We start from the raw sequence: 22314 nt of genomic DNA on the forward strand, positions 1-22314 counted from the left end.
GAAACACATGAGCATCGTCGCCATCATCCGCGCGGGAGAGCGCAGCACCCAGGCCAGGCTGGCCGCCGAAGCGCTGCGCCAGGCCGCCCAGCGGCAAGGCAAACGGATAGACATCGAGATCGACGGACAACCGGCGCTGGACGCGGAGCGCCTGCAAGCCGCCAGCCAGATCCTGCTGGTGGACTGTCCCGACGACGGCCGCGCCGGGCAGCGGCCGGCGCGCCGCGCCACGCTGGACGCGGTACTGGCGGATCCGGCCGCGCAGCTGGAAGGCGCGGCGGCGAACGCGTGCGCGCTCAGCATCGTCGCCATCACCGGCTGCCCCACCGGCATCGCCCACACCTTCATGGCCGCCGAGGGCCTGGTCCAGGGTGCCAAGGCGCTGGGCCACGCGATGCGGGTGGAAACCCAGGGCTCGGTCGGCGCGCAAGATGCGCTGACCGACGCCGAAATCGCCGCCGCCGATCTGGTGGTGATCGCCGCCGACACCCAGGTGCAGCTGGACCGCTTCGCCGGCAAGCGGCTGTTCAAGAGCGGCACCAAGGCCGCCATCGGCGACGGCAAGGCCTTGATCCGCCGCGCCATCGAAGAAGCGCGGCCATGGGAAGGCGCAGGCTCGGCCGCCGCCAAGGCCGCGAGCCCGGAAAAAGCCAAGGACGGCCCCTACCGCCACCTGATGACCGGCGTGTCCTTCATGCTGCCCTTCGTCACCGCCGGCGGCATCCTGATCGCGCTCGCCTTCGCGCTGGGCGGCATCTACGCCTTCGACGACGCGCACAAGGGCACGCTGGCCTGGTCGCTGTTCCAGATCGGCGCCAAGTCGGCGTTCGCGCTGATGGTGCCCATCCTGGCCGGCTACATCGCCTACTCCGTCGCCGACCGCCCCGGCATCGCGCCCGGCATGGTGGGCGGCATGCTGGCCGCCAGCCTGGGCTCCGGCTTCCTGGGCGGCATCGCCGCCGGCTTCATCGCCGGCTACGGCACCCGCGAATTGAACCGCCGGATCAAGCTGGGCCAGCATCTGGACGGCCTGAAGCCGGTGCTGATCCTGCCGGTGCTGGGCTCGCTGCTGACCGGCCTCTTGATGATCTACGTGGTGGGCCAGCCGGTGGCCGCCGTGCTGTCGGCGCTGACCGAGGCGCTGAAAGGCATGCAGGGCAGCAGCGCGCTGGCCCTGGGCGCGCTGTTGGGCGCGATGATGGCCTTCGACATGGGTGGTCCGGTCAACAAGGCGGCCTACGCCTTCGCCACCGGCCTGATCGCCAGCCAGGTGTATACGCCGATGGCGGCGGTGATGGCCGCCGGCATGACGCCGCCGCTGGGGCTGGCGCTGGCCACCCGATTGTTCCGCGACCGCTTCACCGCCGACGAGCACGAGGCCGGCAAGGCCGCCGCGGTGCTGGGCCTGGCCTTCATCAGCGAAGGCGCCATTCCCTTCGCCGCGCGCGATCCCTTCCGGGTGATCCCGGCGCTGATGGCAGGCTCGGCGCTGGCCGGCGCCGTCTCGATGACCATGGGCGTGCAGTTGAAGGTGCCGCACGGCGGCGTGTTCGTGCTGCCCATCCCCAATGCGGTGGAACACCTGCTCAGCTACCTGGCGGCGCTGGCCGCCGGCACCCTGGTCACGGCATTGGCGCTGGGCCTGTTGAAGAAGAGAATCGCCCTGGCCTGATCCCGCCGCCGCGCGGTCCCATCCCATCCTCCCAGGCCCGGCTCAACCGGGCCTGTTCGTTTCCCTGCCTCGATTCGTCATTCCCGCAGCATAAAAATTAACTATATTTACAATTTGTTATAATGGAACGCCAGACAGCACGCAGAGGCTGCTGGTTTATTCCAACAACAACACAGGAAAAGCCATGTCCATTACCCGACGAGACTTTCTCAACGGTTTTGCGCTGACGGTGGCTGCCGGGCTCACTCCGCTGGAAATCCTCCGTGCCGCACCCCGACAGATCAGCGCCAGCTACTACCCGCCTTCGCTCACCGGACTGCGCGGCAACCATGACGGCTCCTTCGAGAACGCCCACAAGCTAGGCCGCGCCCATCACGCGTTCAACCTCGGCGGCGCCAAGGTGGAAGAGCATTACGACCTTGTGGTGGTCGGCGGCGGCATCAGCGGCCTCGCGGCCGCGCATTACTACCGCAAGAAGCATCCGCAGGCCAAAGTGCTGATCCTGGACAACCACGACGACTTCGGCGGCCACGCCAAGCGCAACGAGTTCAAGGTCGGCGATCGCCTGATGCTGGGCTACGGCGGCACCGAATCGCTGCAGTCGCCGAAACACGTGTTCAGCAAGGAAGCGCTGGCGCTGATGAAGGAACTGACCATCGACATCGATGGCCTAGCCAGCCACTTCCACCGCAATTTCTACCCCGACCTCAAGCTGTCGCGCGGCGTGTTCTTCAACAAGGAAGACTTCGGCGTCGACAAGACTGTCGGCGGCGACCCCTATCTGCAGGTGGCGGACGACATCGATCCCAAGCGCCTGAACGCGCGCCCGATCCGCGACTTCATCAACGATTTCCCGATGTCGAAGAAGGACCGCGACGCGCTGATCGCCCTGCACACCAGCACCCGCGACTACCTGGGCGACATGCCCAAGAACAAGCGCGAGGCTTATCTCGCCAAGATCAGCTACAGCACCTACCTGTCGCGCCACGTCGGCCTGAGCGCCACCGCGATCCGCTTCTTCCAGTCGCGCAGCAACGACTTCCAGGCGGTGGGCATCGACGGCCTGCCGGCGCTGGACGCGCGCAATCTCGACCTGCCGGGCTTCCACGGCGTGGCCGGCCTCGGCAAGATCAGCGCCGAGGCGGAAGCCGAACTGCGCGACCCCTACATCTACCACTTCCCGGACGGCAACGCGTCCATCGCCCGCCTCCTGGTGCGCAAGATGATCCCTCAAGTGGCGCCGGGCAAGGACATGAACGACATCGTGCTGGCCCGCTTCGACTACAGCAAGCTGGACCTGCCGGAAAACCCGGTGCGGCTGCGGCTGAACAGCACCGTGGTGCGCGTGGAAAACGCCAAGGGCCCGGTGGACGTCGGCTACCTGGACAAGGGCGGCAGGCTGCATCGCGTGCAGGGCCGCCACGTGGTGATGGCCTGTTACAACATGATGATCCCGCACATCATGCCGGAGCTGGAAAACGACCAGAAACAGGCTCTGGCGATGAACGTCAAGGCGCCGCTGGTCTACACCAAGGTGGTGCTGAAGAACTGGGACAGCTTCATGAAGCTGGGCGTGCACGAGCTGTACTGCCCGTCGATGCCGTACAGCCGCATCAAGATGGACTACCCGGTGGACATCGGCGGCTACCAGCATCCGCGCAAGCCGTCCGAGCCGATGTGCCTGCACATGGTCTACGTGCCCACCATCGCCGGCTCCAACCTCGACCCGCGCACGCAGTGGAAGATGGGCCGCGCCAAGCTGCTGGCCATGCCGTTCTCCGAGCACGAGAACATGATCCGCAGCCAGCTGCAGCGCATCCTCGGCCCCGTAGGCTTCGACCACAACCGCGACATCGCGGCCATCACGGTCAACCGCTGGTCGCACGGCTATTCCTACTTCCTCAACTCGATGTACGACGACGAAGAAGAGTCCAAGCGCATCATCGCCGCCGCCCGCCGCCCGGCCGGCAAGGTGGCGATCGCCAACTCCGACTCCGACTGGAACCCGTACACCCACGCCGCCATCGACCAGGCGTGGCGCGCCGTCAACGAGCTGAGCTAACAGGAACACCGTGATGAAACTGATGAAAACCCTGGGTCTCGCGGCCCTGCTGGCCTGTGCGGCGAACGCCGCGCTGGCGCATGTCGACACCGACGGCGTGCGCCGCGGCGCCTACCTCGCCCGCGTGTCGGACTGCATCGCCTGCCACAGCGCGCCCGGCGGCAAGGAAAACGCCGGCGGGCTGCCGATGGATACCCCGGTGGGCAAGATCTACTCCACCAACATCACGCCGGACAAGGAAACCGGCATCGGCGACTACAGCTACGAAGACTTCGCCCGCGCGCTGCGGCAAGGCGTGGCCAAGGAAGGCCATTCGCTGTATCCGGCCATGCCCTACACCTCGTTCGCCCGCATCAACGACGACGACATGCGCGACCTGTACGCCTACTTCATGCACGGCGTAGCGCCGGTGAAGCAAGCCAACCGCGACAGCGACATTCCCTGGCCGCTGTCGATGCGCTGGCCGCTGACGCTGTGGCGCTGGATGTTCCACGACGACAGCCGCTACCAGCCTGACGCCGCCAAGAACGCCGAATGGAATCGCGGCGCCTACCTGGTGCAGGGCATGGCCCACTGCGGCACCTGCCACACTCCGCGCGGCGCCGCCTTCCAGGAAGTGGCGCTGAGCGAGAAGAAGCCCGGCTACCTGACCGGCGCGCAGCTGGCCGGCTGGTACGCCGGCAACCTGACCGGCGACGCGCGCGAAGGCCTGGGCGGCTGGTCGGCCGACGAGCTGGTGCAATACCTGCAAACCGGCCGCAACCGCTACACCGCGGCCTTCGGCCCGATGGCGGAAGTGGTGCACTACAGCAGCCAGCACATCAACACCGCCGATCTGTCGGCGATCGCCGTCTACCTGAAGAGCCTGCCCGGCGCGGGCGCGGCCGACGTCGCCCCGGTGCGCACCGGCGCCACGCTGTTCTTCGAGAACTGCGCCACCTGCCACCAGGCCAACGGCCAGGGGCATGACAAGGTGGTGCCGGCGCTGGCCGGCAGCTCGGCGGTGATGGCGCGCGACGCCACCTCGCTGATCCGCGTGGTGCTGGAGGGCGGCGTCAACGCCCGCACCCGCCACCTGGCCTGGGAATACAGCATGCCGGGCTACGCCCAGCAAATGAACGACCAGGAAGTGGCCGACGTGCTCACCTATATGCGCCAGAGCTGGGGCAACGCCGCCAGCCCGGTGGCGGCCGGCGATGTGGCCAAGGTGCGCGGCATCGTGGCCGACGGCGCGCATCAGAAGTAATTCCATCAAACGCCAATGACGACGCCGCCGCATTGTGAAATGCGGCGGCGTTTTTTGCGCCAGGCCTAGGCCAAGGTCAGCGCGCCGCTTGGCACACGCCGTCGCCGAACGGCGCCGCCCGGAACGCATCCAGGGCCTCGGCCCGCGCGGACAAGGCGGCCAACGCCGGATACCTGTCCTCCGGCACGATGTCCGCCGTCATCCGCCTGCTGAAGTGCCAGGCGACCGCGGTGCTCAACCAGGCTTGATCGATGGCCTCGCCGCCGATGTCCGGCAAGCCGGACGCCAGCTCCCGCTCCAGTTCGTCGTAGGCCGCCAGCAACTGGCCGCTGATCCGCTCCAGCCAGGGCTGGTAGCGCGCGTCTTCCGGGCGCAGCTTGCGCTCGTAGACGATCTGCACGCTCTTCTCGCAGGCCGCCAGCGCCAGCCCGGTCACCCGCAGGCTGCGCAGCAGGCGCTGCGGATCGGAAGGCATCAGGCTGCGCCCCGGCGCGAGCGACTCCGCGTACTGCAGGATCAGCGTGGAGTCCATCAGCACGGAGCCGTCATCGCAAACCAGCGTCGGCGCCTTCACCACCGGGTTGATCTCCCGGAAATGGTCGAATGCGCTGAACACCGACACGGGATGGTGCTCGAACGGAAGGTCCAGCAGTTGCAGGGAAACCGCGACGCGGCGGACATAGGGGGAATCCAGCATGCCGATCAGCTTCATGGTGCCTCTCCATCATCGGGAAAATCAGTTGACGGCGGCCACAGCCATTGCGCCAACGGCTCGCCGTCGTCGTCCAGCCTCACCTCGCCGCGGACGAAACCCAGCTTAGCCGCCACCCGCGACGACGCGGCATTATCCGGGTTGATCCGCGCCAGCACTTGGCGCGCGCCGCCATCGGCCACCGCCTGCTGCAGCAACAGCCGCACGGCGGCCGCGGCAATGCCGCGACCACGCCGCAGCGGGGCCACCCCGTAGCCGATCTCCACCAGCCCCAGGCGGGGAGCGCCATGGAAGCCGCAGGCGCCGACAACCGCGCCGCGCTCATCGATCATCGCGCAGGGCAGGCTCCAACGCTCGGCCACGCCTGACGCCAACAAACGCAATGCCCGGCTTGCCACTTCCGGCGGCGGCAAGGCGCCTTCCTCGCAGCGGCGGCCCAGGCTTGCCGACGGCCTGCCGGCGGCCAGATCGACCAGCACCTCGGCTGGCAAGGCCTCCAGCCGGATAAGGGGGAAGCGATCAGACGAAGCGGACATCGGGTATCCAGTTGCGGGCGCGCCGCTCCAGCCTCTCCGCTTCGCTCTCGCCATCGAACGAGACGTCGACCGCATCGCCCAGCGGCAGGCCTGGCGTCTCGAAAGCATTGACGCTGACCACGGCGCGCAAGCGGCCGCCGATCTCGCTGGTGACCAGCGGCGCGGCGCCGCAATCGGAACAGATGTGGAAGTCGGCGGTACGGGTGCCGAAGCGGTAATGCGATACCCGCTGCGGATTGCGCAGCGCCACCTCCAGCTTGCCGGCCGGAGAGGCGGTCCAGACGCCGCCATGCTTGCGGCAGAAACCGCAGCCGCAACGGCGAGCGGGGATCGCCACGCCGTCCGGCCAGTCGAGTTCGAAGGAAATATTGCCGCAGTGGCAGGCGCCATGGATTCTCATCGCACGCTCTTCGCTGATGCCCATCTCCGGGCAGATGCGATCAGCATACCATGCGCCTGCGCAAGCCGCGGCGACCGCGAATCAGGATTTGCGCAGCACGCGCCTCACATCGCGGGCTGCTTTCAGCGGAATGCCGGAAAAGTTGGTGGCGGCGAAATGCCCGGCCTGCCGCGACGCGGTGGACAAGGCGGCGCCGGAAGCGCAGCCCACCTCCAGCGCCTGGCGCACCGCCGCGATCGGCGCCGCGCCGTCATCGGGCAGCTGCCGCGCGATGCTGCGCCCCATCTCGGTCCACAGTTTTTCTGCGGCCTGCATCAAGCCGCGCTGAATGTCGGCTTGGGCCTGCCATATCGAGGCGCCCGCCAGCAGGCCGCCATCGATCCGCCGCTCCATCTCCCCTTCCGACAAGGCGAAGCTCGGCGTGATCGACGACAGCCAACAGCTGCACGCCTCCTGCTGCGCGTCCAGCCAGCGGCGCTGTCCCTGCTCCACCGCGCCGCAATACGTTTCCATCGCTCCGACTATCCAGCTGGCCATGCGGCCTCCTCATTCGACGGCGCTCGCGCGCCCGGACTCACGTTTGCGGACAGGGAAGCTCCCAGACCGCCAGCAATTCGCGCAGCAAGGTTTCCAGCACCGGATCGCCGGCCCGGTCCGCCGGATAGACAAACTGCAGTTCGGCGCTCTTGCGCAGATCAGGCACCAGCCGGACGCGCCCGGCGGCCTCCCAGGCCAGCGCTTCCTCCTCCCGCACCAGGGCCGCGCCCACGCCCGCGGCCACCAGCTCCAGTATTACAGACAAGTGATCGCTCTCCGCCACCTTTTTAGGCGAGATATTGAGTTCCCGCCACAACTCGGCGGTGATCTTGGACAAGCTGGAAAATTGGGAGATGCCGACCCAGGGCAGCTTGCCCAGCTCCTTCAGCCGCCCTTCCGTCGCCTGGCCCGCCCAGGCCGGCGGCAAGGCGACGCGGAAATTCAGCATCCGCAAAGGCACGGTGCTGACGTTCATATAGGGGTTCTTGCCCAGGTAGAAGCCCGCGTCCAGCTCCTTCTTGCGCACCAGGTTCAGCACGTCCACTGAGACGCCATGGGTGAGTTTCACCTCCAGCAGCGGGTGGGCGTCCGCCAGCGCCGCCACCCACGGCCCCAGCTTCAGGATGTCCGGCATCAGCGTCACCCCGATGCGCGCCTGCCCCGACAGCTGGCCCTTCAACTGCTTGGCGTGGTTGATGATGTCGCGCGCGGCGGCCAGCACGCCCTGCGCCTGCGGCAACAGTTCCTGGCCGGCCCGGGTCAGGCTGACGCCGCCGGCGCTGCGCTCGAACAACTGCATGCCCACTTCTTCTTCCAGGGCCTTGATCTGCGCGGTCACCGCCGGCTGCGACAGATGCAGCAGCTCGGCCGCCTGCGTCAGATGGCCTTGCTGGGCCACCGTGACGAAGGTGCGCAACTGGTAGATTTCCATGCTCTCCCCTGCGATGCCGGCCGCAGGCGTCCGCGACCGAATATGCCAAATGACGACTAGGCTAACATGGCCGAGGCCGCCAAAACAAAGCCGCCGGCGGCAAATCTTGCGCGCAGGCGGCTGTTGTCATATCGGCTCGCAAAGCGGCGACGGCTCAGTCGTCGTCATCCTGCGCCCAGCCAGGCGCTCGCTTGGCCAGGAAGGCGGCCACGCCTTCCAGTTGCTCCGAACCGCCCACCAGCCCCAGCGTCGCCGCGCGCTCGCGCTTCAGATGCTCGTCCAGATTGAGATTGGGGCTGTCTTCGATCAGCTTGCGCGCGGCGGCCACCGCGACCGGGCCCTGCCCCGCCACCTTGTTGGCCAGGCTGACCGCGACGATCTTGGCGAAGCCCTGATCCACCACCTCTTCGATCAGGCCTATCTTCAGCGCCTGTTCGGCCGACACCACCTCGCCGCCCAGGATGATGCGCTTGGCCCAGGACACGCCCACCTTGTCGGCCAGCGTCTTGGTGCCGCCGGCGGCGGGAATCAGGCCGACCTTGGCTTCCGGCAGGCCCAGCTTGGAGCCGCGCTCGGCGATGATGTAGTCGCACACCAGCGCGCACTCCAGGCCGCCGCCCAGCGCGAACCCGTTGACGGCCGCCACCGTGACGCCGCGATAGGCGCGTATCGCCTGCAGCGCGTTGGCGAAGGCCTGCAGCACCACATCCGCCGCGGCCTTGTCGCCGGCGGCGAACTGCTTCAAATCTGCTCCGGCGGAAAAAAACGCGTCGCCGGCGCCGGTAATCACCACCGAACGCACGTCATCATCCGCATTCAGCGCCTGCAGCGTCGCCGTCAGCTCGTTCAGGCCATCGGTCGTCAGCAGATTGGCAGGCAGGTTGGAAAGCGTGATGATGGCTGATTTGCCCAGCCGTTCAAGTGTCAGATACCTGGCCATATTGTGTTCCTCATGTATCCCCATTCCTTTTCATTGCAGCCCAGGCCGGATCGATCCGCCTTACGCGGCAGTCGCTCCCATATCCCAGCCTGGCTCCGGGCTTGGACCGCGTCCGTCTTATAGACAGCGCCGCCCTTCTTGTCTCGCCCAAACCGCCATTTTCTTTGCAAACTGTACTTTTGGCCAGTAGGCGAAACAATTATCTTCAACCTTTTTTGTAGAATGACTGTTTCGACAATGCCAAAAAGAATCGAACAAACCGCCGCAAACCCCGTCGTCAAGCCAAATCGGCACGTTCAAGCCTCTCTGTCATGCCCTCTGTTACCATAGAGCTTTCCTGAAGCGCTTGCGGCATGATTGAGACAAATTTCTGGATTCTGTTCCTCGCCGGCCTGTTGGGCGGCGGGCACTGCGTCGGCATGTGCGGCGGCATCGTCGCCGCGCTCACCCTGCATCAGCCGCCCGGCCACGCCCGCTGGCGGGTGCTGGCCGGCTACAATCTGGGACGCGTCGCCAGCTACGCGCTGATCGGCGCCTTGCTGGGCGGCCTGGCCGCGGGCGGGCTCAGCCTGGCCTCCACCCATGCCTGGCAGCTGGGCTTGGCGGCGCTGGCCGATCTGATGCTGATCGCGATGGGCCTCTATCTGGCGGGATTCGCCCAAGCCGTGGTCGCGCTGGAAAAGCTGGGACAACCGCTGTGGCGGCGGGTTCAGCCGCTGGTGGGCCGGCTGCTGCCGGTGCGGTCGGCCGGCGGCGCGATCGCGGTCGGCGCCATATGGGGCTGGCTGCCCTGCGGCCTGGTCTACAGCGCGTCCATCTCGGCGCTGGCCAGCGGATCGGCCTGGAACGGCGCCGGCATGATGCTGGCCTTCGGCCTGGGCACCTTGCCCAATCTGCTGCTGATGGGCGTGTTCGCAGACGGCCTGCGGCGCTGGATGCAAAAACGCCCGGTGCGGCTGGCGGCCGGACTGGGCGTGGCGGGAATCGGCGCGTGGAAGCTGGCTCAGCTCGTCAGCGGAACGATTTCATGATGGTGTCGACGTTGTAGCGCATCAGCTGCAGATAGCTGGCGGCCGGGCCGCTGGGGCCGGACAGCGCGTCGGCGTACAGCTTGCCGCCTATCCTCACCTTGGCTTCGGCCGACAACTGCTTCAGCAGCCTGGCGTCGCTCATGTTCTCCATGAAAATCGCCGTCACCCCTTCTTTCCTCACCTGGCGCGTCAGCTGCGCGACGCCCTTGGCCGAGGCCTCCGACTCGGTGCTGACGCCCTGGATCGCCAGCACCTTCAGCTGGTAGCGCTCGCCCAGATAGCCGAAGGCGTCGTGCGAGGTCAGCATCTTGCGCTTGGCGGCCGGCACCGCGGCGAACTGCTGCTTCGCCCAGTCGTCCACCGCCTTCACCTTGGCGGCGTAATCGGCCGCGCGGCGCTGATACTCGGCCTTGCCGGCCGGATCGGCCTGGATCAGGCCGGCGCTGATGTTCTTGATATAGGTCTGCACCCGCGCCGGGTCGTGCCAGGCGTGCGGATCGACGTCGCCGTGGTCATGGCCGTGGTCCTCCTCGGCATGCTCCTCTTCGGGCGCCTGCCGGGTCTTGATGCCCTTGGAGGCCACCACGATCGCGCCGCGGAAATTGGCCGCCTTGTCCAGGCGCGACATCCAGCCCTCAAGCCCCAGGCCGTTGGTCACCAGCACCTTGGCGGCGGACACCTTCTTGATGTCGGCCGGCGACGGCTGGAACACGTGCGCGTCCTGGTCCGGCCCCACCAGCGACACCACTTCCACGCGGTCGCCGCCGATCTCGCGGGTCATGTCGGCGATGATGCTGAAACTGGCCACTACCGGCACCTTGGCCAGCGCCAGCGCCGGCATGCCCAGCAGCAGCAAGGCGGCTAAAGTCTTCTTCATGCGTTTCTCCTCACGCTTACGATTCAAGATGGCGCGCGCGGATATAGCGGGGCAAGGCTCCGCCCACCGGCGCGAACAACAAGGACAACAGGTAGACCAGGCCGGCCAGCAGGATGATGGCGGGGCCGGACGGCAATTCGAAATGGTAGGACAGCAAGAGCCCGCCCAGGCCGCTGAGGAAGGCGATGCCCACCGCCAGCGCCAGCATGGTCTCGATGCGCTCGGTCCACAGCCGCGAGGTGATCGCCGGCAGCATCATCAGGCCGACGGCCATCAGCGTGCCCAGCGACTGGAAGCCGGCCACCAGGTTCAGCACCACCAGCATCAGGAACAGCAGATGCCACCAGGCGCCGCGCGCGCCCACCGCGCGCAGGTAGACCGGGTCCAGGCTCTCCAGCAGCAGCGGCCGGTAGATGACGGCCAGCGTCAGCAGCGTCGCCGTGGCCACGCCGGACACCAGGTACAGCGCCGCATCGTCCACCGCCAGCACCGAGCCGAACAGGATATGCATCAGGTCGACATTGCTGCCGCCCTTGGACACCAACAGCACGCCCAGCGACAACGACAGCAGGTAGAAGGCCGCGAAGCTGGCGTCCTCCTTGATGCTGGTGAAGCGGGTGGCGAGGCCCGCCATCAGCGCCACCAGCACGCCGGCGAAGAAGCCGCCCAGGCTCATCGCCGGCAGGCTGAGACCGGCGAACATGAAGCCGATGGCCGCGCCCGGCAGCACCGCGTGGCTCATCGCGTCGCCCATCAGGCTCATGCGCCGCATCACCAGGAACAGGCCGATGGGGCCGGAGCCCAGCGCCAAGGCCAGGCAACCGGCCAACGCGCGGCGCATGAAGGCGAACTCGACGAAGGGCGACACCAGAAGATCGTACAAATGTTGCATCAGGCGCTTACTCCATCCAGGCCGCAAACCGGCGCCTGGGCCTGCCAGTGGGCGGCGGTGTCCACCGCGCGCCGCAGATTGTCATCATTCAATACCGTGGCGCTGTCGCCCCAGGCGATCACTTCGCGCGCCATCAGCAGCGTGTGCGGAAAATGCGCCCTCACCTGCAGCGCGTCGTGCAGCACCGCGATCACGGTGCGCTTCTCGCGCCGCCACTGCGCCACCAGGCCCAGCAGGTCTTCCGTGGTCTTGGCGTCCACCGCGTTGAACGGCTCGTCCAGCAGAATCAGCCTGGCGTCCTGCACCAGGATGCGGGCGAACAGCACGCGCTGGAACTGGCCGCTGGACAACGCCGCGATCGGCCTCAGCGCGAAGTCGGCCAGCCCCACTTGCTCCAGCGCCTCGATCGCGCGGGCCATGCCGTCGCGCCCCACCCGGCCGAACGGGCCGCTCTGGTGCCACAGGCCGGTGCCGACCAGCTCCAGCACGCTGACCGGCATGCTGCGGTCTATCTCCGCCTGCTGCGGCAGATAGGCGATGTCGCTGCGGCGGTGGCCGTTCAAATCCACATGGCCGGAATCCGGCGTCAGCGCGCCTATCATCGCCTTCAGCAAGGTGCTCTTCCCGGCGCCGTTGGGCCCGAAGATGGCGGTGGCGTCGCCGTCGGCGAAGCGGCCGTTGATGTGGTGCACCGCCGGATGGCGCTGGTAGGACACCGTCAGGTTGTTCAGGATGATGCTCATGCCAGCTCCCGCAATGCCCACCACACCAGCAGCCACAGGCCGGCCAGCGGCAGCAGCGTCAGCGCGACGCGCTGGCCGGCCGACATCGCCAGCAGGCTCAGCGGCGGGCGCAGATTGGAGGCGGTCACATGGCGGTGCGGCTCATGCGCGTGGCCGTGATCGTGCGAATGCGATCCGCTCATTCCAGGCACTCCTTCAGCCAGGCTTCCACCGCGGCGGCGTCGAATTCCGGCGCGATCAGCTCGAAGCGGCTGTCGCGGCGCCAGGACACCTGGGCGGCGCCCCACTGCCCGGCGGCCCAGTTCAGCCATACCCAGCTGTCCAGCACGCGGAACACGCCCTTGGCGCGCACCAGGCCCGGCACTTTGGCGGGCAGGTCGTCGAACAGCCGCGTCAGCCGCTCGCCATCGAAATTCAGCTCCGGCTCGAAGGTCCAGCCGGCCGATTGCCACGCGCTGGCGTTATCAGGCAGCACCGCCGGGCGGTAGCGCGGCTTGGCCGCCAGCTCGGCGTCCAGCCAGGCGACGTCCAACTGGCCGTCGCGCACCTCGCCCACCAGCGACTTGGGCGGGAACAGCGCCGCCGCCTGCGCGCGGAAGGCCTCCATGGTCGGGATGTCGGCGGTGTCTATCTTGTTGGCCACCAGCACGTCGGCGATGGAGATCTGGTCGCGGTACAGCGGCTGGCGGTGGTAATCGGGCTGGATGAACTGGCGCGGATCCACCAGCGTCAGCACCGCGGCCACTTCCAGCGCCTCGCCCAAGGGCTTGGCGCGCAATTCGTCGATGACGCCGGCGGCGTGGGCCAGGCCGCTGGCCTCGATCAGCAAGCGGTCCGGCTTCTCGCGGCGCAGCAGCGTGGCCACGGTGGCGGTCATCTGCGGGCCGGCGACGCAGCACAGGCAGCCGCCGGCGATCTCGGCCACCGCCAGCTCGTCGTTGAGCAAGGCGGCGCCGTCTATGCCCACTTCGCCGAATTCGTTGACGATCACCGCCCACTTCTCGTGCTGCGGGCGGTTGGCGATCAGATGGCGCAGCGCGGTGGTCTTGCCCACGCCCAGAAAGCCGGTAAACAGATTGACTTTGGTCTTGTTCATGATTTCTTCAGATTCAGGCGGCACAGGACTGGCAGCGTCCGGCCAGCACCAGGTTTTGCGGGCTGAGCGCGAAACCGGCGGCCTGCGCCATTTCGCGCAGCCGGGCCAGGCCGCTGGCGGCGTCCACCTCGTTGACGCGGCCGCATTGTTCGCATACTAGGATCAGGCTTTCGTGCTGGCAGTCGAAGTGCTCGCAGACGATGAAGCCGTTCAGCGCGTCCACCTTGTGCAACAGGCCGTGCTCCACCAGGAAATCGAGCGCGCGGTAGACGGTGGGCGGCGCGGCCGAGCCGCGCTGCTGCTGCAAGTCGGCCAGCACCTGATAGGCCTTGACCACGCCGCTGCGGTTCAGCACCAGCTCCAGCACCTGGCGGCGCAGATCGGTGAGCTTGCTGCCGCGCGCGGCGCAATGGCGCTCGGCGGCGGCGAGATAGGCGGAGGGGTCCATAATGTCGGCATCGGCTAAATAATGAACGAATGTTACTATATAACATCACAGCCATTCAACCATTTACATAATGCGGGTTTTGACGGTCCGCCCGCTGTGATAGGCTGCGGGCGTCGTTTTCATGCCAAAAAAGGGAGCTTCGATGAAAAAGATGTTAATGGCGTCGCTGGCGCTGCTGATCGCCGGCCAGGCGTTCGCCGCCGATCCGGTCAGCCAGCGCAAGGAAGCGTTCAAGCAGTACAAGCCGGTGGTCGGCGAGATGGGCAAGATGGTGAAGGGTGAAATGCCCTACAACAAGGACGAATTCGCCAAGCAGGCCGCCAAGCTGGAACAGCTGTCGCAGCAGCCCTGGCAATACTTCCCGGCCGGCAGCGGCGCGGGCAAGACCGACGCCAAGCCCGAAATCTGGAGCAAGCCCGCCGATTGGCAGAAAGCCATCGACAACCACAAGGCCGCCACCGCCAAGCTGAAGCAAGTGGCGCTGACCGGCGATCTGGCCGCGATCAAGGCCCAGTTCGGCGCCACCCAGCAGACCTGTAAGGCCTGCCACAAGGATTTCCGCAAGGATTGATCCTTTCGGGCCGCCCACTCGGCCCCATTTCCCGCCGTCATCGATATAATCGGCTTAGCGCCTGTTTACGTTTTTTTGCGTCATCCGCCATTCATCATAAACAGGCCCTTGCGGCGCGCCGCGCCGCCATCCGACAAGCACGACATGCATTCTAGACGCCATGAACAAGACATTGACCGCGCTGCTGCTGGCAGCGATCGCCATTCCCGCCGCCCACGCCGACACGCCGGCCGAGATCCGCAGCCAGACCTTCAAGAAGATGCTGCTGCAATCGTTCGAGCCGATGGGCATGGCGGTGCGCGAGCGCTCTCCCTACGACAAGGCGAAGTTCGAGCAGCAGGCGGAAGCGATGAAGACGCTGGCCGCGGAGCCCTTCAAGCATTTCCCGGCCAACAGCGTCACCGGCAAGAGCCGCGCCAAGCCCGAAATCTGGAGCCAGCCGGCCAAGTTCCAGGCCGACCGCGACGTCTTCCTGAAGTCGGTGGACAACCTCGCAGCCGTCGCCAAAGCCGGCGACCTGGCCGCCATCAAGAAGGCCTACGGCCAGGTGGCGCAGAACTGCAAGACCTGTCACGACGCTTTCCGCGGCCCGGAAAAATAAGCGTCGGCGCGATGCGAACCAAAAGCCGGCCATGAGCCGGCTTTGTCGTTCCCACCCGTCGTTCAGCGCAGCAGCGCGAGATACAGGCCGCCCGCCGACAGCAGCAACGCCGCCAAGGCCAGCGCGCCATGCGCGAAACGCAGGCTGGGCTCCTCTCCGGCCATCTTCTTGTAGCCGGTCAGCATCGGCTTCACCAGGTTTTGCTTCTTCACCACCCGATAGGCGACAATGGCGGCGATGTGCAGCGCCACCAGGCCCAACAGGCCGTTGAACAGCAATTTATGGACGCCGGTGGAGGCTTCCGCCAAACCGCTGTCGATATGCTTGGCCAGCGGGCCGTCATACAAATAACTGTCCACGTCGGCGGCGAACAAGCCGGTCAGCACCTGAGCGGCCAGCGCCAGCAGCATGACCACCACCATCCAGCCGCCCAGCGGGTTGTGGCCCGGCGCTTCGCGTTCCGGCAACTCGCCCTTCAGATAGCGCAGGATGGCTTTCGGACCGCGCACGAAGCTGGAAAAACGCGCGGTCTGGCTGCCGATCACGCCCCAGATCAGACGGAACACCAGCAGCGACGCCAGCGCGACGCCGCAATAGATATGGTATTGCAGCCATTCGCCGCCCTGCTCGGCGCAGTACCACATGGCGCCGAACAATCCCACCAGCGTCCAGTGGAACAAACGAGTGGGCACATCCCATACCTTGACCTGCTGCGACATCGATTCTTTCCTTTCCTGATTTCCCGCCCGACATTTTGCCGCAATGCGGCATCCGGGCAAACCCATCCATGCTACGGGTATGGCTATTCTACGCCCGGAGACGCAATTCGCTCCATTTTCGGTTAAGATGGACGTTTTTCCCGGCGACGCGAAGCGGCGCTGGAACCGTACCCCCTGACGGCCCCGCGACGGGCCGTTGTTTTCTACCGTGTTGGAGACCCAGTCAAATGACGCAAACCGCCCTTCTTCAGGATCTGGAGGCCCGCGGCCTCATCGCGCAAACCACCGATATGGCCGCGCTGCAAGAACTGCTGAACAAGGAATCGGTTACGCTTTATTGCGGCTTCGACCCGACGGCGGACAGCCTGCACCTCGGCCACCTGGTGCCGGTTCTCATGCTCAAGCGCTTCCAGCAGGCCGGCCATCGGCCGGTGGCGCTGGTGGGCGGCGCAACCGGCATGATCGGCGACCCGAGCTTCAAGGCCACCGAACGCAAGCTGAACACCCCCGACATCATCGAGAGCTGGGTGGAGAAGATCCGCAAGCAGGTAGAGCCCTTCCTGGCCTTCGATGGCGGCAACGCCGCCATCATGGCCAACAACTACGACTGGTTCGGCCAGATGGGCGCGCTGGAGTTCCTGCGCGACATCGGCAAGCATTTCTCGGTCAACGCCATGATCAAGAAGGAAGCGGTGCAGCAGCGCATCGCCCGCGAAGACCAGGGCATCTCCTTCACCGAATTCTCCTACAGCCTGCTGCAGGGCTACGACTTCGCCGAACTGTATCGCCGCCACGGCTGCAAGCTGCAGATCGGAGGCTCCGACCAGTGGGGCAACATCACCGCCGGCACCGACCTGACCCGCCGCCTCCATCAGACCCAGGTGTACGGCCTGACGCTGCCCTTGATCACCAAGGCCGACGGCACCAAGTTCGGCAAGAGCGAGGGCAACGCGGTATGGCTGGACGCCAGCAAGACCTCGCCCTACGCCTTCTACCAGTTCTGGCTGGGCACCGCCGACGCCGACGTGTACAAATTCCTGCGCTACTTCACCTTCCTGTCGGTGGACGAGATCGCCGCGATCGAAGAAGCCGACAAGACCCGCGAGGGCAAGCCCGAAGGCCAGCGCATCCTGGCCGAGCAAGTGACCGCGCTGGTGCACGGCAAGGCGGCGCTGGAAGCCGCGCAGCGCATCACCCACAGCCTGTTCAGCAACGACCTGTCCAGCCTGACCGCCGACGACTTCGCCCAGCTGGCGCAGGACGGCCTGCCGACCATCAAGCTGGACAAGAGCGCCAGCGGCCTGATCGACGCGCTGGCCGCCGGCGGCCTGGCCAAGTCCAAGAGCGAGGCGCGCACCTTCATCCAGAGCGGCGCGGTCAGCGTCAACGGCATCAAGGTGGACAGCCTGGAGCACGCCATCGGCGACGGCGAACGCCTGTTCGGCCAATACTCGCTGCTCAAGCGCGGCAAGAAATTGTACGCGCTGGTGGACTGGCAGTAAGCGCCGCGACGCCAACGAAAAAGCCCGCCTTCACGGCGGGCTTTTTTTATCGGATCACTGTCACGGCGCTCAGCGCCTGTTTGCGATCGTCAACAGGGTTTTCTTACACGCTGAACGCCTCGCCGGTGGCGAAGAAGGCGCCGCCGGCGATGTAGTGCAGGCTGCGCTTGGCCGGGTCGTCGTCGAAATGCCAATGACCGCCGCTGAACAAGGCGTCGTCAGCCTGGGCCGCGACGACTTCGCCGATGAACAGATCATATTGCTGCTGATTGTGCGGCTCCGGCGCCACCTTGCACTCCAGGTAGGCGATGCAGCCTGCCACCAGCGGCGCGCCCACTTTCCGCGCCGGCATGGCTGCCAGCCCGCTGGACGCGAACTTGTCCTGCCCGTGGCCGCTCTCGCTGCCGACCCGCACCACCTGCGCCGCTTGGGCGCGGCACGGAATGTTGAGCACGAATTCGCCGCTGGCCTCGATCAGCTCGCGGGTATAGGTGGACTTGTCCACCACCACCAGCACCTTGGGCGGATCGAAATCCAGCGGCATCGCCCAGGCCGCCGCCATCACGTTGCGCCTGCCGCCCGCCGCGCTGCTCACCAGCACCGTCGGCCCGTGGTTCAACAAACGATAGGATTTGGCCAATTCCACATCCGCCAGCATGGTCGTCTCCGTCGCGCAAAGACGATCATTCTAACAGCAAGCGTCAGCCCGCCGACGGGTCCAGATGGCACAATTGGCGCTGCAGGCCGTGGTCGCGCGCCAGGATGGACTCGACCAGCTTGCTGCGCGCGGCGATGTGATGATCGGCGTGCCAATCCTTCAACAGCGCCATGCCCAGCTCAAAATAGGACTGCTCGATCCCGCACAGCCGCCTCAGGTCGAACGGAAGCCCCAGTTGCAAGCCCGCCACCATTTGCAGCAACACCTCCACCTGCTCCGGCTCTTCGCTCTGATCCAGCAGCTGGCGTAACTTCTTCGCCGCGTTCACGCTTGTTCCGAAATAAAAATGACATGGAAATGTAGCATGGAACGCATGCCGGCTTAACTGATATTTCGTGCTGCCCATATAACAAAAAAAGGCCCGGAGTGTTCCGGGCCTGTTTGCCATTATCCTCAAGCACAAAGACAGAGGAGATGTCATCGTGATGACGATTGCGTTATAGATCAGATATTGTTGCGCCGCAAGATCGGACTAGCTCAGAAAATATACATAGGTCCGGATCCCAAGGGATTGCTGCCGCCGACAAAACCGATGAACACGCTGCGCCCATAGAAGAACGGCAGGCCCCAGTCGAATTGGCCACCCAGCGAACCCGAAGCCGGCGCGGCAATGCCGGGAATCGCCGAATTGGCTCCCTGCAGATACTGACTCGCGTCGATCACACTGAAGTTGACGACGCTGCTGCTGGTTCCGCTGGACAACACCGCGCTCAGATTCTGCTGCGAGGGCGGGCAGAACCAGGTTTGCCCGTTGACGACGCAGGTATTGATGCTTCCATCCGGGAAAACCAGTAGATTCGAGCCGCTGTCCAGAAAACTGGAATAATTGAGGCCTTTGTAGAGCGTATTGATGGTGAAGCCGGATGCAGAGGTGGTGGGATAAGCCTGCGCTCCGGCCGGAATCGCATTATTGGACTGCGTCCCGATGCCGAAAATCAACGAACCGGTCGCGGTTGCCGTACCAGTCGCCGGCACGCTGGGCAATTGCAGCAACACGCCATTATTGTCGCCGCTGAAATTCGCCACCGGATTGGCCACTTGCTGCGTCACCGGCACTGCCCCGCCCACACAACTGGACGCCCCGGCGCATAAATAATACATGCTGTTCAGTGAGCTGTTGGCGCAAGCGCTGCCGCAGTCTTGCAGATCATGGCGCACCCCGATGATGCCATTGGCTCCCAGGCCGGCCAGACTGCCGGCGTTGGCTCCTCTCGACGAGCACGCTCCTGGAATCGTTGTATACACCGGATCTGAGACCAGTTGCATCGGCAAAGCGCTGGCTGCTTTCCCCGCCATTCTGACATCCGCCAATTTAACCGCCCCCCAGGTGATGCTCGAAACGAACTGCATGCACTCCACCACCTGGCGGCCGACCACTTGCTGGTTGCCCAGTCCGGCAATCACTGAAGCACTCAAAGCCGATGCCAAAATGCGCAGGCCGCTGGAGCCCGTGTCGACGAGCACATGGTCCACAACCTGGCAATTGCTGGTGCTGCCTGGCGCGCAAATGGTGACCGACACATAGGGAATATTGAGCGTTTGCACGCCGCTGGGACCGGAGTCGACCTTCATCGTCACGCTGTTGGCTGACGTGCTCCCCGTATTGCCATTGGACAGGTTGTCTCCGCCACCGCCGCCTCCACCTCCGCCGCCGCAAGCGCTGAGAAACAGCATCAGGCACACCGATATTATTCTGCGCATCGCTTCGCCTCTCATTTCAACTGCTCGGCCGTCACGCCGGATGGCATCAGCGCGCTGTCGTAAGCGACACCGGAAAAATTGCCCACCCGTCCTCTAGACTCCACGACAAAGCTGCCCACCTGCCCCTGCATCGAGTTAAGTCCCCGACGATTGGACTGCTGGGATTGGCGGAAGGCGGGAAAGTAATCGCCCAGCAACTGCTGCAGATCCGGCAGCGTCGGTCCGCTCCAGGCCACGGCGAACACCGTGCCGTCGGCGGCGACATACTGGCGTATCACCCTCCCCGCGGCATCCTGATCCTGCACCACGCGATAGGGCGCGCCGATGGCTGCCGCCGTCAGCTGACGGCCCGCGACAGGGGTTGAGGATGATAAATCGATGCGCTGCCCGAGAGCGGCGAGGGCGAGTCCGGGCAGCAACAGCAGCAGCCAGGCGGATGAAGATGGCTTGATCATTGAATTCCCCTTGCACGGCGATGAAGGATAGCCCGCGGCGCCATGCCGCGCGGACTACACTCTCAGCATACAAGAACGCGGCCTCGCCGAAAGCGCCGACCGGAGAATAAAAAAGCGGGAGGCGCAAGCCTCCCGCATCCCCTCGTGCAGCTCTCCCTTATCGCTGGGACAGCCTCACATTCCAGACATTCCCGATCAATAGCTTAGCTCGTCGTGCCGGGTTTCCACCCAGCGGCCGGCGCCCAACGACAACATCAGCAAGGCCACGCGCTCGTGCACGATCACGGTATGGGTGTTGCCGGAAAACTGCATGTAGCGGCGCAGGTCCTCCCTGACCTTGCGGGATCCGGTGACGTCGATGATGATGTCGACGCGTTCGCCTTGCTCGGCGATCTCGATGAAATTATCGGTCACCGGCACGCCGCGCTCCTTGGCCAGCAGAATGCCCGGCAACCGCAGGTCCAGATCCGCCACGCCGACCAGATCGACGAACGACGCATCCAGCAATTGCTTCAGCAAAGGCGTGCCTGTCTCCCCCACTCCCACCATGCCTATTCTGAACTTTTGCATACGCGCTCCACGCTCCCGATTTATGACTGGCAAATAACAGCCGCCACTCTAGAACATCGCGCCCGTGCCGGAGTTGAGGCAGGTCAAACCACGGCCGCCAAACGAAATGGCCCGGCGTCGGCCGGGCCATTGGGGAAGAATGCGGAGACGAAACGTCAATGCAGATTCTGCTGCGACAGGAAACGGAGATAGCCCAGGCCTTCCAGCCAGAACCCGCCATCGGCCAGCGGCGTGGCGTCGGTCAGGTCGGCCACGGTCAGCACCAGCTCCTGGCCATCCAGCGTGGCTTCCAGCACCACGTCGTCGTCATCGGAAAACTCTTCTGAAACCGTGTGGAAGTCCGGCTTGACGAACTGGTTGTTGACCTGAATGTAATCCGACTCATTCAGCAAACGCAGGATGTTCATGACGACCTCCTTATGATGCGGTGGAGAACAAAGGTCAAGCAAACAGTTATTGTTCGCGGGCCCCGTCATCGGGGGCGGCACTGTCAAACCGCCATCGCATCAAGCCCCGCGCGCTCGCGCGCCTGCTACAGCCAACCACGCTCGGCGAACGACTCCGCGTGCCCGCCGGTTACGACAAAATGGTCAAGTAACCTGATATCGACCAGTTCCAGCGCCCGCTTGAGCGTGTCGGTCAGCACCCGGTCGGCGCTGGACGGCTCGCTGACGCCTGACGGGTGATTATGCGCGATAATCAGCGCCGCCGCATTGTGCCGCAGCGCGCGCCGCAACACCTCGCGCGGATACACCCGGGTCTCGGTCAAGGTTCCTTTGAACACTTCTTCGACTTCGATCAGCCGGTTTTGTGCCGACAGAAAAATCACAACAAATGTTTCGACCTCCCGCCTGCCTATGCTCAGTCTCAGATAATCCCTCACCTGCTGCGGACTGGACAGCGCGTCGCCCAGTTTCAGCTGCTCCGACAGCGCCCGCCGCGCCAGCTCGGTGCAGGCCATCAATTGCGCGTATTTCGCCTCCCCCAAGCCCTGCTTGGCTTTGAACGCGGGCAGCGGCGCGGCCAGCAGCGCCGAAAGGGAGCCGAATTCCTGCAACAGCCGCCGCGCCAGCTCCACCGCGTTGACGCCCTTGATGCCGGTGCGCAGGAAGATGGCCAGCAATTCGGAATCATTCAATGTCGCGGCGCCCTGGGACAACAGCTTCTCCCGCGGACGCTCGGACTCGGGCCAACTGGCGATGGACATCTCGCATCCTCCTTCTGGCTATAGCATTGTTTGTGGGGTCAGGCCAACAAGATAGAAGCAGGCAATGACATTAACATTGGCATGAACTGCCGACGATACGACCACCCGAAAGGACAAATCCGCTAGAATGGCCAGTTTACGGCTGAT

Annotated in this window: 27 protein-coding genes; 7 read left to right on the forward strand and 20 right to left on the reverse strand. The window is 65.3% G+C overall.

Annotation, left to right across the window (positions count from 1 at the left end):
* Window positions 1–7: 7 nt before the first annotated feature.
* The 3 genes from ACY3GB_RS05725 to ACY3GB_RS05735 all read left to right on the forward strand — a co-directional run bounded on the left by ACY3GB_RS05725 (window position 8) and on the right by ACY3GB_RS05735 (window position 4980).
* Window positions 8–1672 (forward strand): PTS fructose transporter subunit IIC, encoded by a 1665-nt coding sequence (locus ACY3GB_RS05725; protein WP_463087902.1) that lies wholly within the window; start codon window positions 8–10, stop codon window positions 1670–1672.
* A 184-nt stretch (window positions 1673–1856) separates the two neighbouring features.
* Window positions 1857–3734: an NAD(P)-binding protein gene (locus ACY3GB_RS05730; protein ID WP_463087903.1), complete on the forward strand. Its 1878-nt coding sequence runs from the start codon at window positions 1857–1859 to the stop codon at window positions 3732–3734.
* Window positions 3735–3747: 13 nt separating this feature from the next.
* Complete coding sequence (locus tag ACY3GB_RS05735) at window positions 3748–4980, forward strand: c-type cytochrome (protein ID WP_463087904.1); 1233 nt, start codon at window positions 3748–3750, stop codon at window positions 4978–4980.
* A gap of 76 nt (window positions 4981–5056) precedes the next feature.
* On the opposite strand, the gene ACY3GB_RS05740 is transcribed toward ACY3GB_RS05735, so the two are convergent.
* The 6 genes from ACY3GB_RS05740 to ACY3GB_RS05765 all read right to left on the reverse strand — a co-directional run bounded on the left by ACY3GB_RS05740 (window position 5057) and on the right by ACY3GB_RS05765 (window position 9036).
* Window positions 5057–5692: a glutathione S-transferase gene (locus tag ACY3GB_RS05740; protein WP_463087905.1), complete on the reverse strand. Its 636-nt coding sequence runs from the start codon at window positions 5690–5692 to the stop codon at window positions 5057–5059.
* Window positions 5689–6228: a GNAT family N-acetyltransferase gene (locus tag ACY3GB_RS05745; RefSeq protein WP_463087906.1), complete on the reverse strand. Its 540-nt coding sequence runs from the start codon at window positions 6226–6228 to the stop codon at window positions 5689–5691. The genes ACY3GB_RS05740 and ACY3GB_RS05745 overlap by 4 nt, the downstream gene beginning before the upstream one ends.
* Window positions 6212–6628 (reverse strand): GFA family protein, encoded by a 417-nt coding sequence (locus tag ACY3GB_RS05750; protein ID WP_463087907.1) that lies wholly within the window; start codon window positions 6626–6628, stop codon window positions 6212–6214. The genes ACY3GB_RS05745 and ACY3GB_RS05750 overlap by 17 nt, the downstream gene beginning before the upstream one ends.
* An 81-nt stretch (window positions 6629–6709) precedes the next feature.
* Entirely contained in the window at window positions 6710–7165 is a 456-nt protein-coding gene (locus tag ACY3GB_RS05755) for a hypothetical protein (RefSeq protein ID WP_463087908.1), read from the reverse strand.
* A 37-nt stretch (window positions 7166–7202) separates the two neighbouring features.
* Complete coding sequence (locus ACY3GB_RS05760) at window positions 7203–8096, reverse strand: LysR family transcriptional regulator (RefSeq protein ID WP_463087909.1); 894 nt, start codon at window positions 8094–8096, stop codon at window positions 7203–7205.
* A 154-nt stretch (window positions 8097–8250) separates the two neighbouring features.
* The gene (locus tag ACY3GB_RS05765) at window positions 8251–9036 is read right to left on the reverse strand and encodes an enoyl-CoA hydratase (protein ID WP_221665276.1); all 786 of its coding nucleotides are present in this window, start codon (window positions 9034–9036) and stop codon (window positions 8251–8253) included.
* Between the two features lie 353 nt (window positions 9037–9389).
* On the opposite strand from ACY3GB_RS05765, the gene ACY3GB_RS05770 reads away from it, so the two are divergent.
* Window positions 9390–10067: a sulfite exporter TauE/SafE family protein gene (locus tag ACY3GB_RS05770; protein WP_463087910.1), complete on the forward strand. Its 678-nt coding sequence runs from the start codon at window positions 9390–9392 to the stop codon at window positions 10065–10067.
* Here ACY3GB_RS05770 and ACY3GB_RS05775 read toward each other — a convergent pair.
* From ACY3GB_RS05775 to ACY3GB_RS05800, 6 genes are read right to left on the reverse strand one after another with little or no spacing between them, the layout of a single operon-like run.
* On the reverse strand, window positions 10048–10944 hold the full coding sequence (locus ACY3GB_RS05775) for a metal ABC transporter substrate-binding protein (protein WP_463087911.1): 897 nt from the start codon (window positions 10942–10944) through the stop codon (window positions 10048–10050). The two genes, ACY3GB_RS05770 and ACY3GB_RS05775, sit on opposite strands and share 20 nt — an antisense overlap.
* Before the next feature lie 16 nt (window positions 10945–10960).
* Complete coding sequence (locus tag ACY3GB_RS05780; RefSeq protein ID WP_463087912.1) at window positions 10961–11836, reverse strand: metal ABC transporter permease; 876 nt, start codon at window positions 11834–11836, stop codon at window positions 10961–10963.
* Entirely contained in the window at window positions 11836–12579 is a 744-nt protein-coding gene (locus ACY3GB_RS05785; RefSeq protein ID WP_463087913.1) for a metal ABC transporter ATP-binding protein, read from the reverse strand. Before ACY3GB_RS05785 ends, ACY3GB_RS05780 begins: the two co-directional genes overlap by 1 nt.
* Window positions 12576–12761, reverse strand: coding sequence for a hypothetical protein (locus ACY3GB_RS05790; protein ID WP_046158315.1), 186 nt, complete (start codon window positions 12759–12761; stop codon window positions 12576–12578). The genes ACY3GB_RS05785 and ACY3GB_RS05790 overlap by 4 nt, the downstream gene beginning before the upstream one ends.
* Window positions 12758–13675 carry a CobW family GTP-binding protein gene (locus tag ACY3GB_RS05795; protein ID WP_463087914.1) on the reverse strand — a complete coding sequence of 306 codons (918 nt, stop codon included), beginning with the start codon at window positions 13673–13675 and terminating at the stop codon, window positions 12758–12760. Before ACY3GB_RS05795 ends, ACY3GB_RS05790 begins: the two co-directional genes overlap by 4 nt.
* 13 nt (window positions 13676–13688) lie before the next feature.
* Entirely contained in the window at window positions 13689–14123 is a 435-nt protein-coding gene (locus tag ACY3GB_RS05800; protein ID WP_463087915.1) for a Fur family transcriptional regulator, read from the reverse strand.
* Between the two features lie 142 nt (window positions 14124–14265).
* Between ACY3GB_RS05800 and ACY3GB_RS05805 the strand changes: the two genes are divergently transcribed.
* Complete coding sequence (locus ACY3GB_RS05805; protein ID WP_463087916.1) at window positions 14266–14694, forward strand: c-type cytochrome; 429 nt, start codon at window positions 14266–14268, stop codon at window positions 14692–14694.
* A 160-nt stretch (window positions 14695–14854) separates the two neighbouring features.
* Window positions 14855–15295, forward strand: a complete 441-nt coding sequence (locus ACY3GB_RS05810) for a c-type cytochrome (protein WP_463087917.1) — start codon at window positions 14855–14857, stop codon at window positions 15293–15295.
* Window positions 15296–15357: 62 nt separating this feature from the next.
* On the opposite strand, the gene ACY3GB_RS05815 is transcribed toward ACY3GB_RS05810, so the two are convergent.
* Window positions 15358–16014 carry a cytochrome b/b6 domain-containing protein gene (locus ACY3GB_RS05815; protein ID WP_463087918.1) on the reverse strand — a complete coding sequence of 219 codons (657 nt, stop codon included), beginning with the start codon at window positions 16012–16014 and terminating at the stop codon, window positions 15358–15360.
* A gap of 227 nt (window positions 16015–16241) precedes the next feature.
* Here ACY3GB_RS05815 and tyrS point away from each other — a divergent pair, with 227 nt between their 5' ends.
* A complete protein-coding gene (gene tyrS / locus ACY3GB_RS05820; protein WP_463087919.1) occupies window positions 16242–17516 on the forward strand; it encodes a tyrosine--tRNA ligase in 1275 nt (424 codons plus the stop codon).
* 103 nt (window positions 17517–17619) lie between these two features.
* Here the strand turns inward: tyrS and ACY3GB_RS05825 are convergent, their stop codons facing one another.
* From ACY3GB_RS05825 to radC, 7 genes are all read right to left on the reverse strand, one after another.
* Window positions 17620–18174, reverse strand: coding sequence for a flavin reductase family protein (locus ACY3GB_RS05825; protein WP_463087920.1), 555 nt, complete (start codon window positions 18172–18174; stop codon window positions 17620–17622).
* Window positions 18175–18217: 43 nt separating this feature from the next.
* Window positions 18218–18502, reverse strand: coding sequence for a hypothetical protein (locus ACY3GB_RS05830; protein WP_463087921.1), 285 nt, complete (start codon window positions 18500–18502; stop codon window positions 18218–18220).
* A 209-nt stretch (window positions 18503–18711) separates the two neighbouring features.
* Window positions 18712–19950 carry a DUF3443 domain-containing protein gene (locus ACY3GB_RS05835; protein ID WP_463087922.1) on the reverse strand — a complete coding sequence of 413 codons (1239 nt, stop codon included), beginning with the start codon at window positions 19948–19950 and terminating at the stop codon, window positions 18712–18714.
* On the reverse strand, window positions 19947–20390 hold the full coding sequence (locus tag ACY3GB_RS05840) for a DUF2844 domain-containing protein (protein ID WP_463087923.1): 444 nt from the start codon (window positions 20388–20390) through the stop codon (window positions 19947–19949). The genes ACY3GB_RS05835 and ACY3GB_RS05840 overlap by 4 nt, the downstream gene beginning before the upstream one ends.
* Window positions 20391–20585: 195 nt before the next feature.
* On the reverse strand, window positions 20586–20960 hold the full coding sequence (locus ACY3GB_RS05845; protein WP_046158302.1) for a Gfo/Idh/MocA family oxidoreductase: 375 nt from the start codon (window positions 20958–20960) through the stop codon (window positions 20586–20588).
* A gap of 155 nt (window positions 20961–21115) precedes the next feature.
* Window positions 21116–21367: a hypothetical protein gene (locus ACY3GB_RS05850; RefSeq protein ID WP_021475733.1), complete on the reverse strand. Its 252-nt coding sequence runs from the start codon at window positions 21365–21367 to the stop codon at window positions 21116–21118.
* Between the two features lie 125 nt (window positions 21368–21492).
* Window positions 21493–22167 carry a RadC family protein gene (gene radC / locus ACY3GB_RS05855; RefSeq protein ID WP_021475734.1) on the reverse strand — a complete coding sequence of 225 codons (675 nt, stop codon included), beginning with the start codon at window positions 22165–22167 and terminating at the stop codon, window positions 21493–21495.
* Window positions 22168–22314: the final 147 nt, after the last annotated feature.

This window comes from Chromobacterium sp. Ag138 (assembly GCF_055181315.1).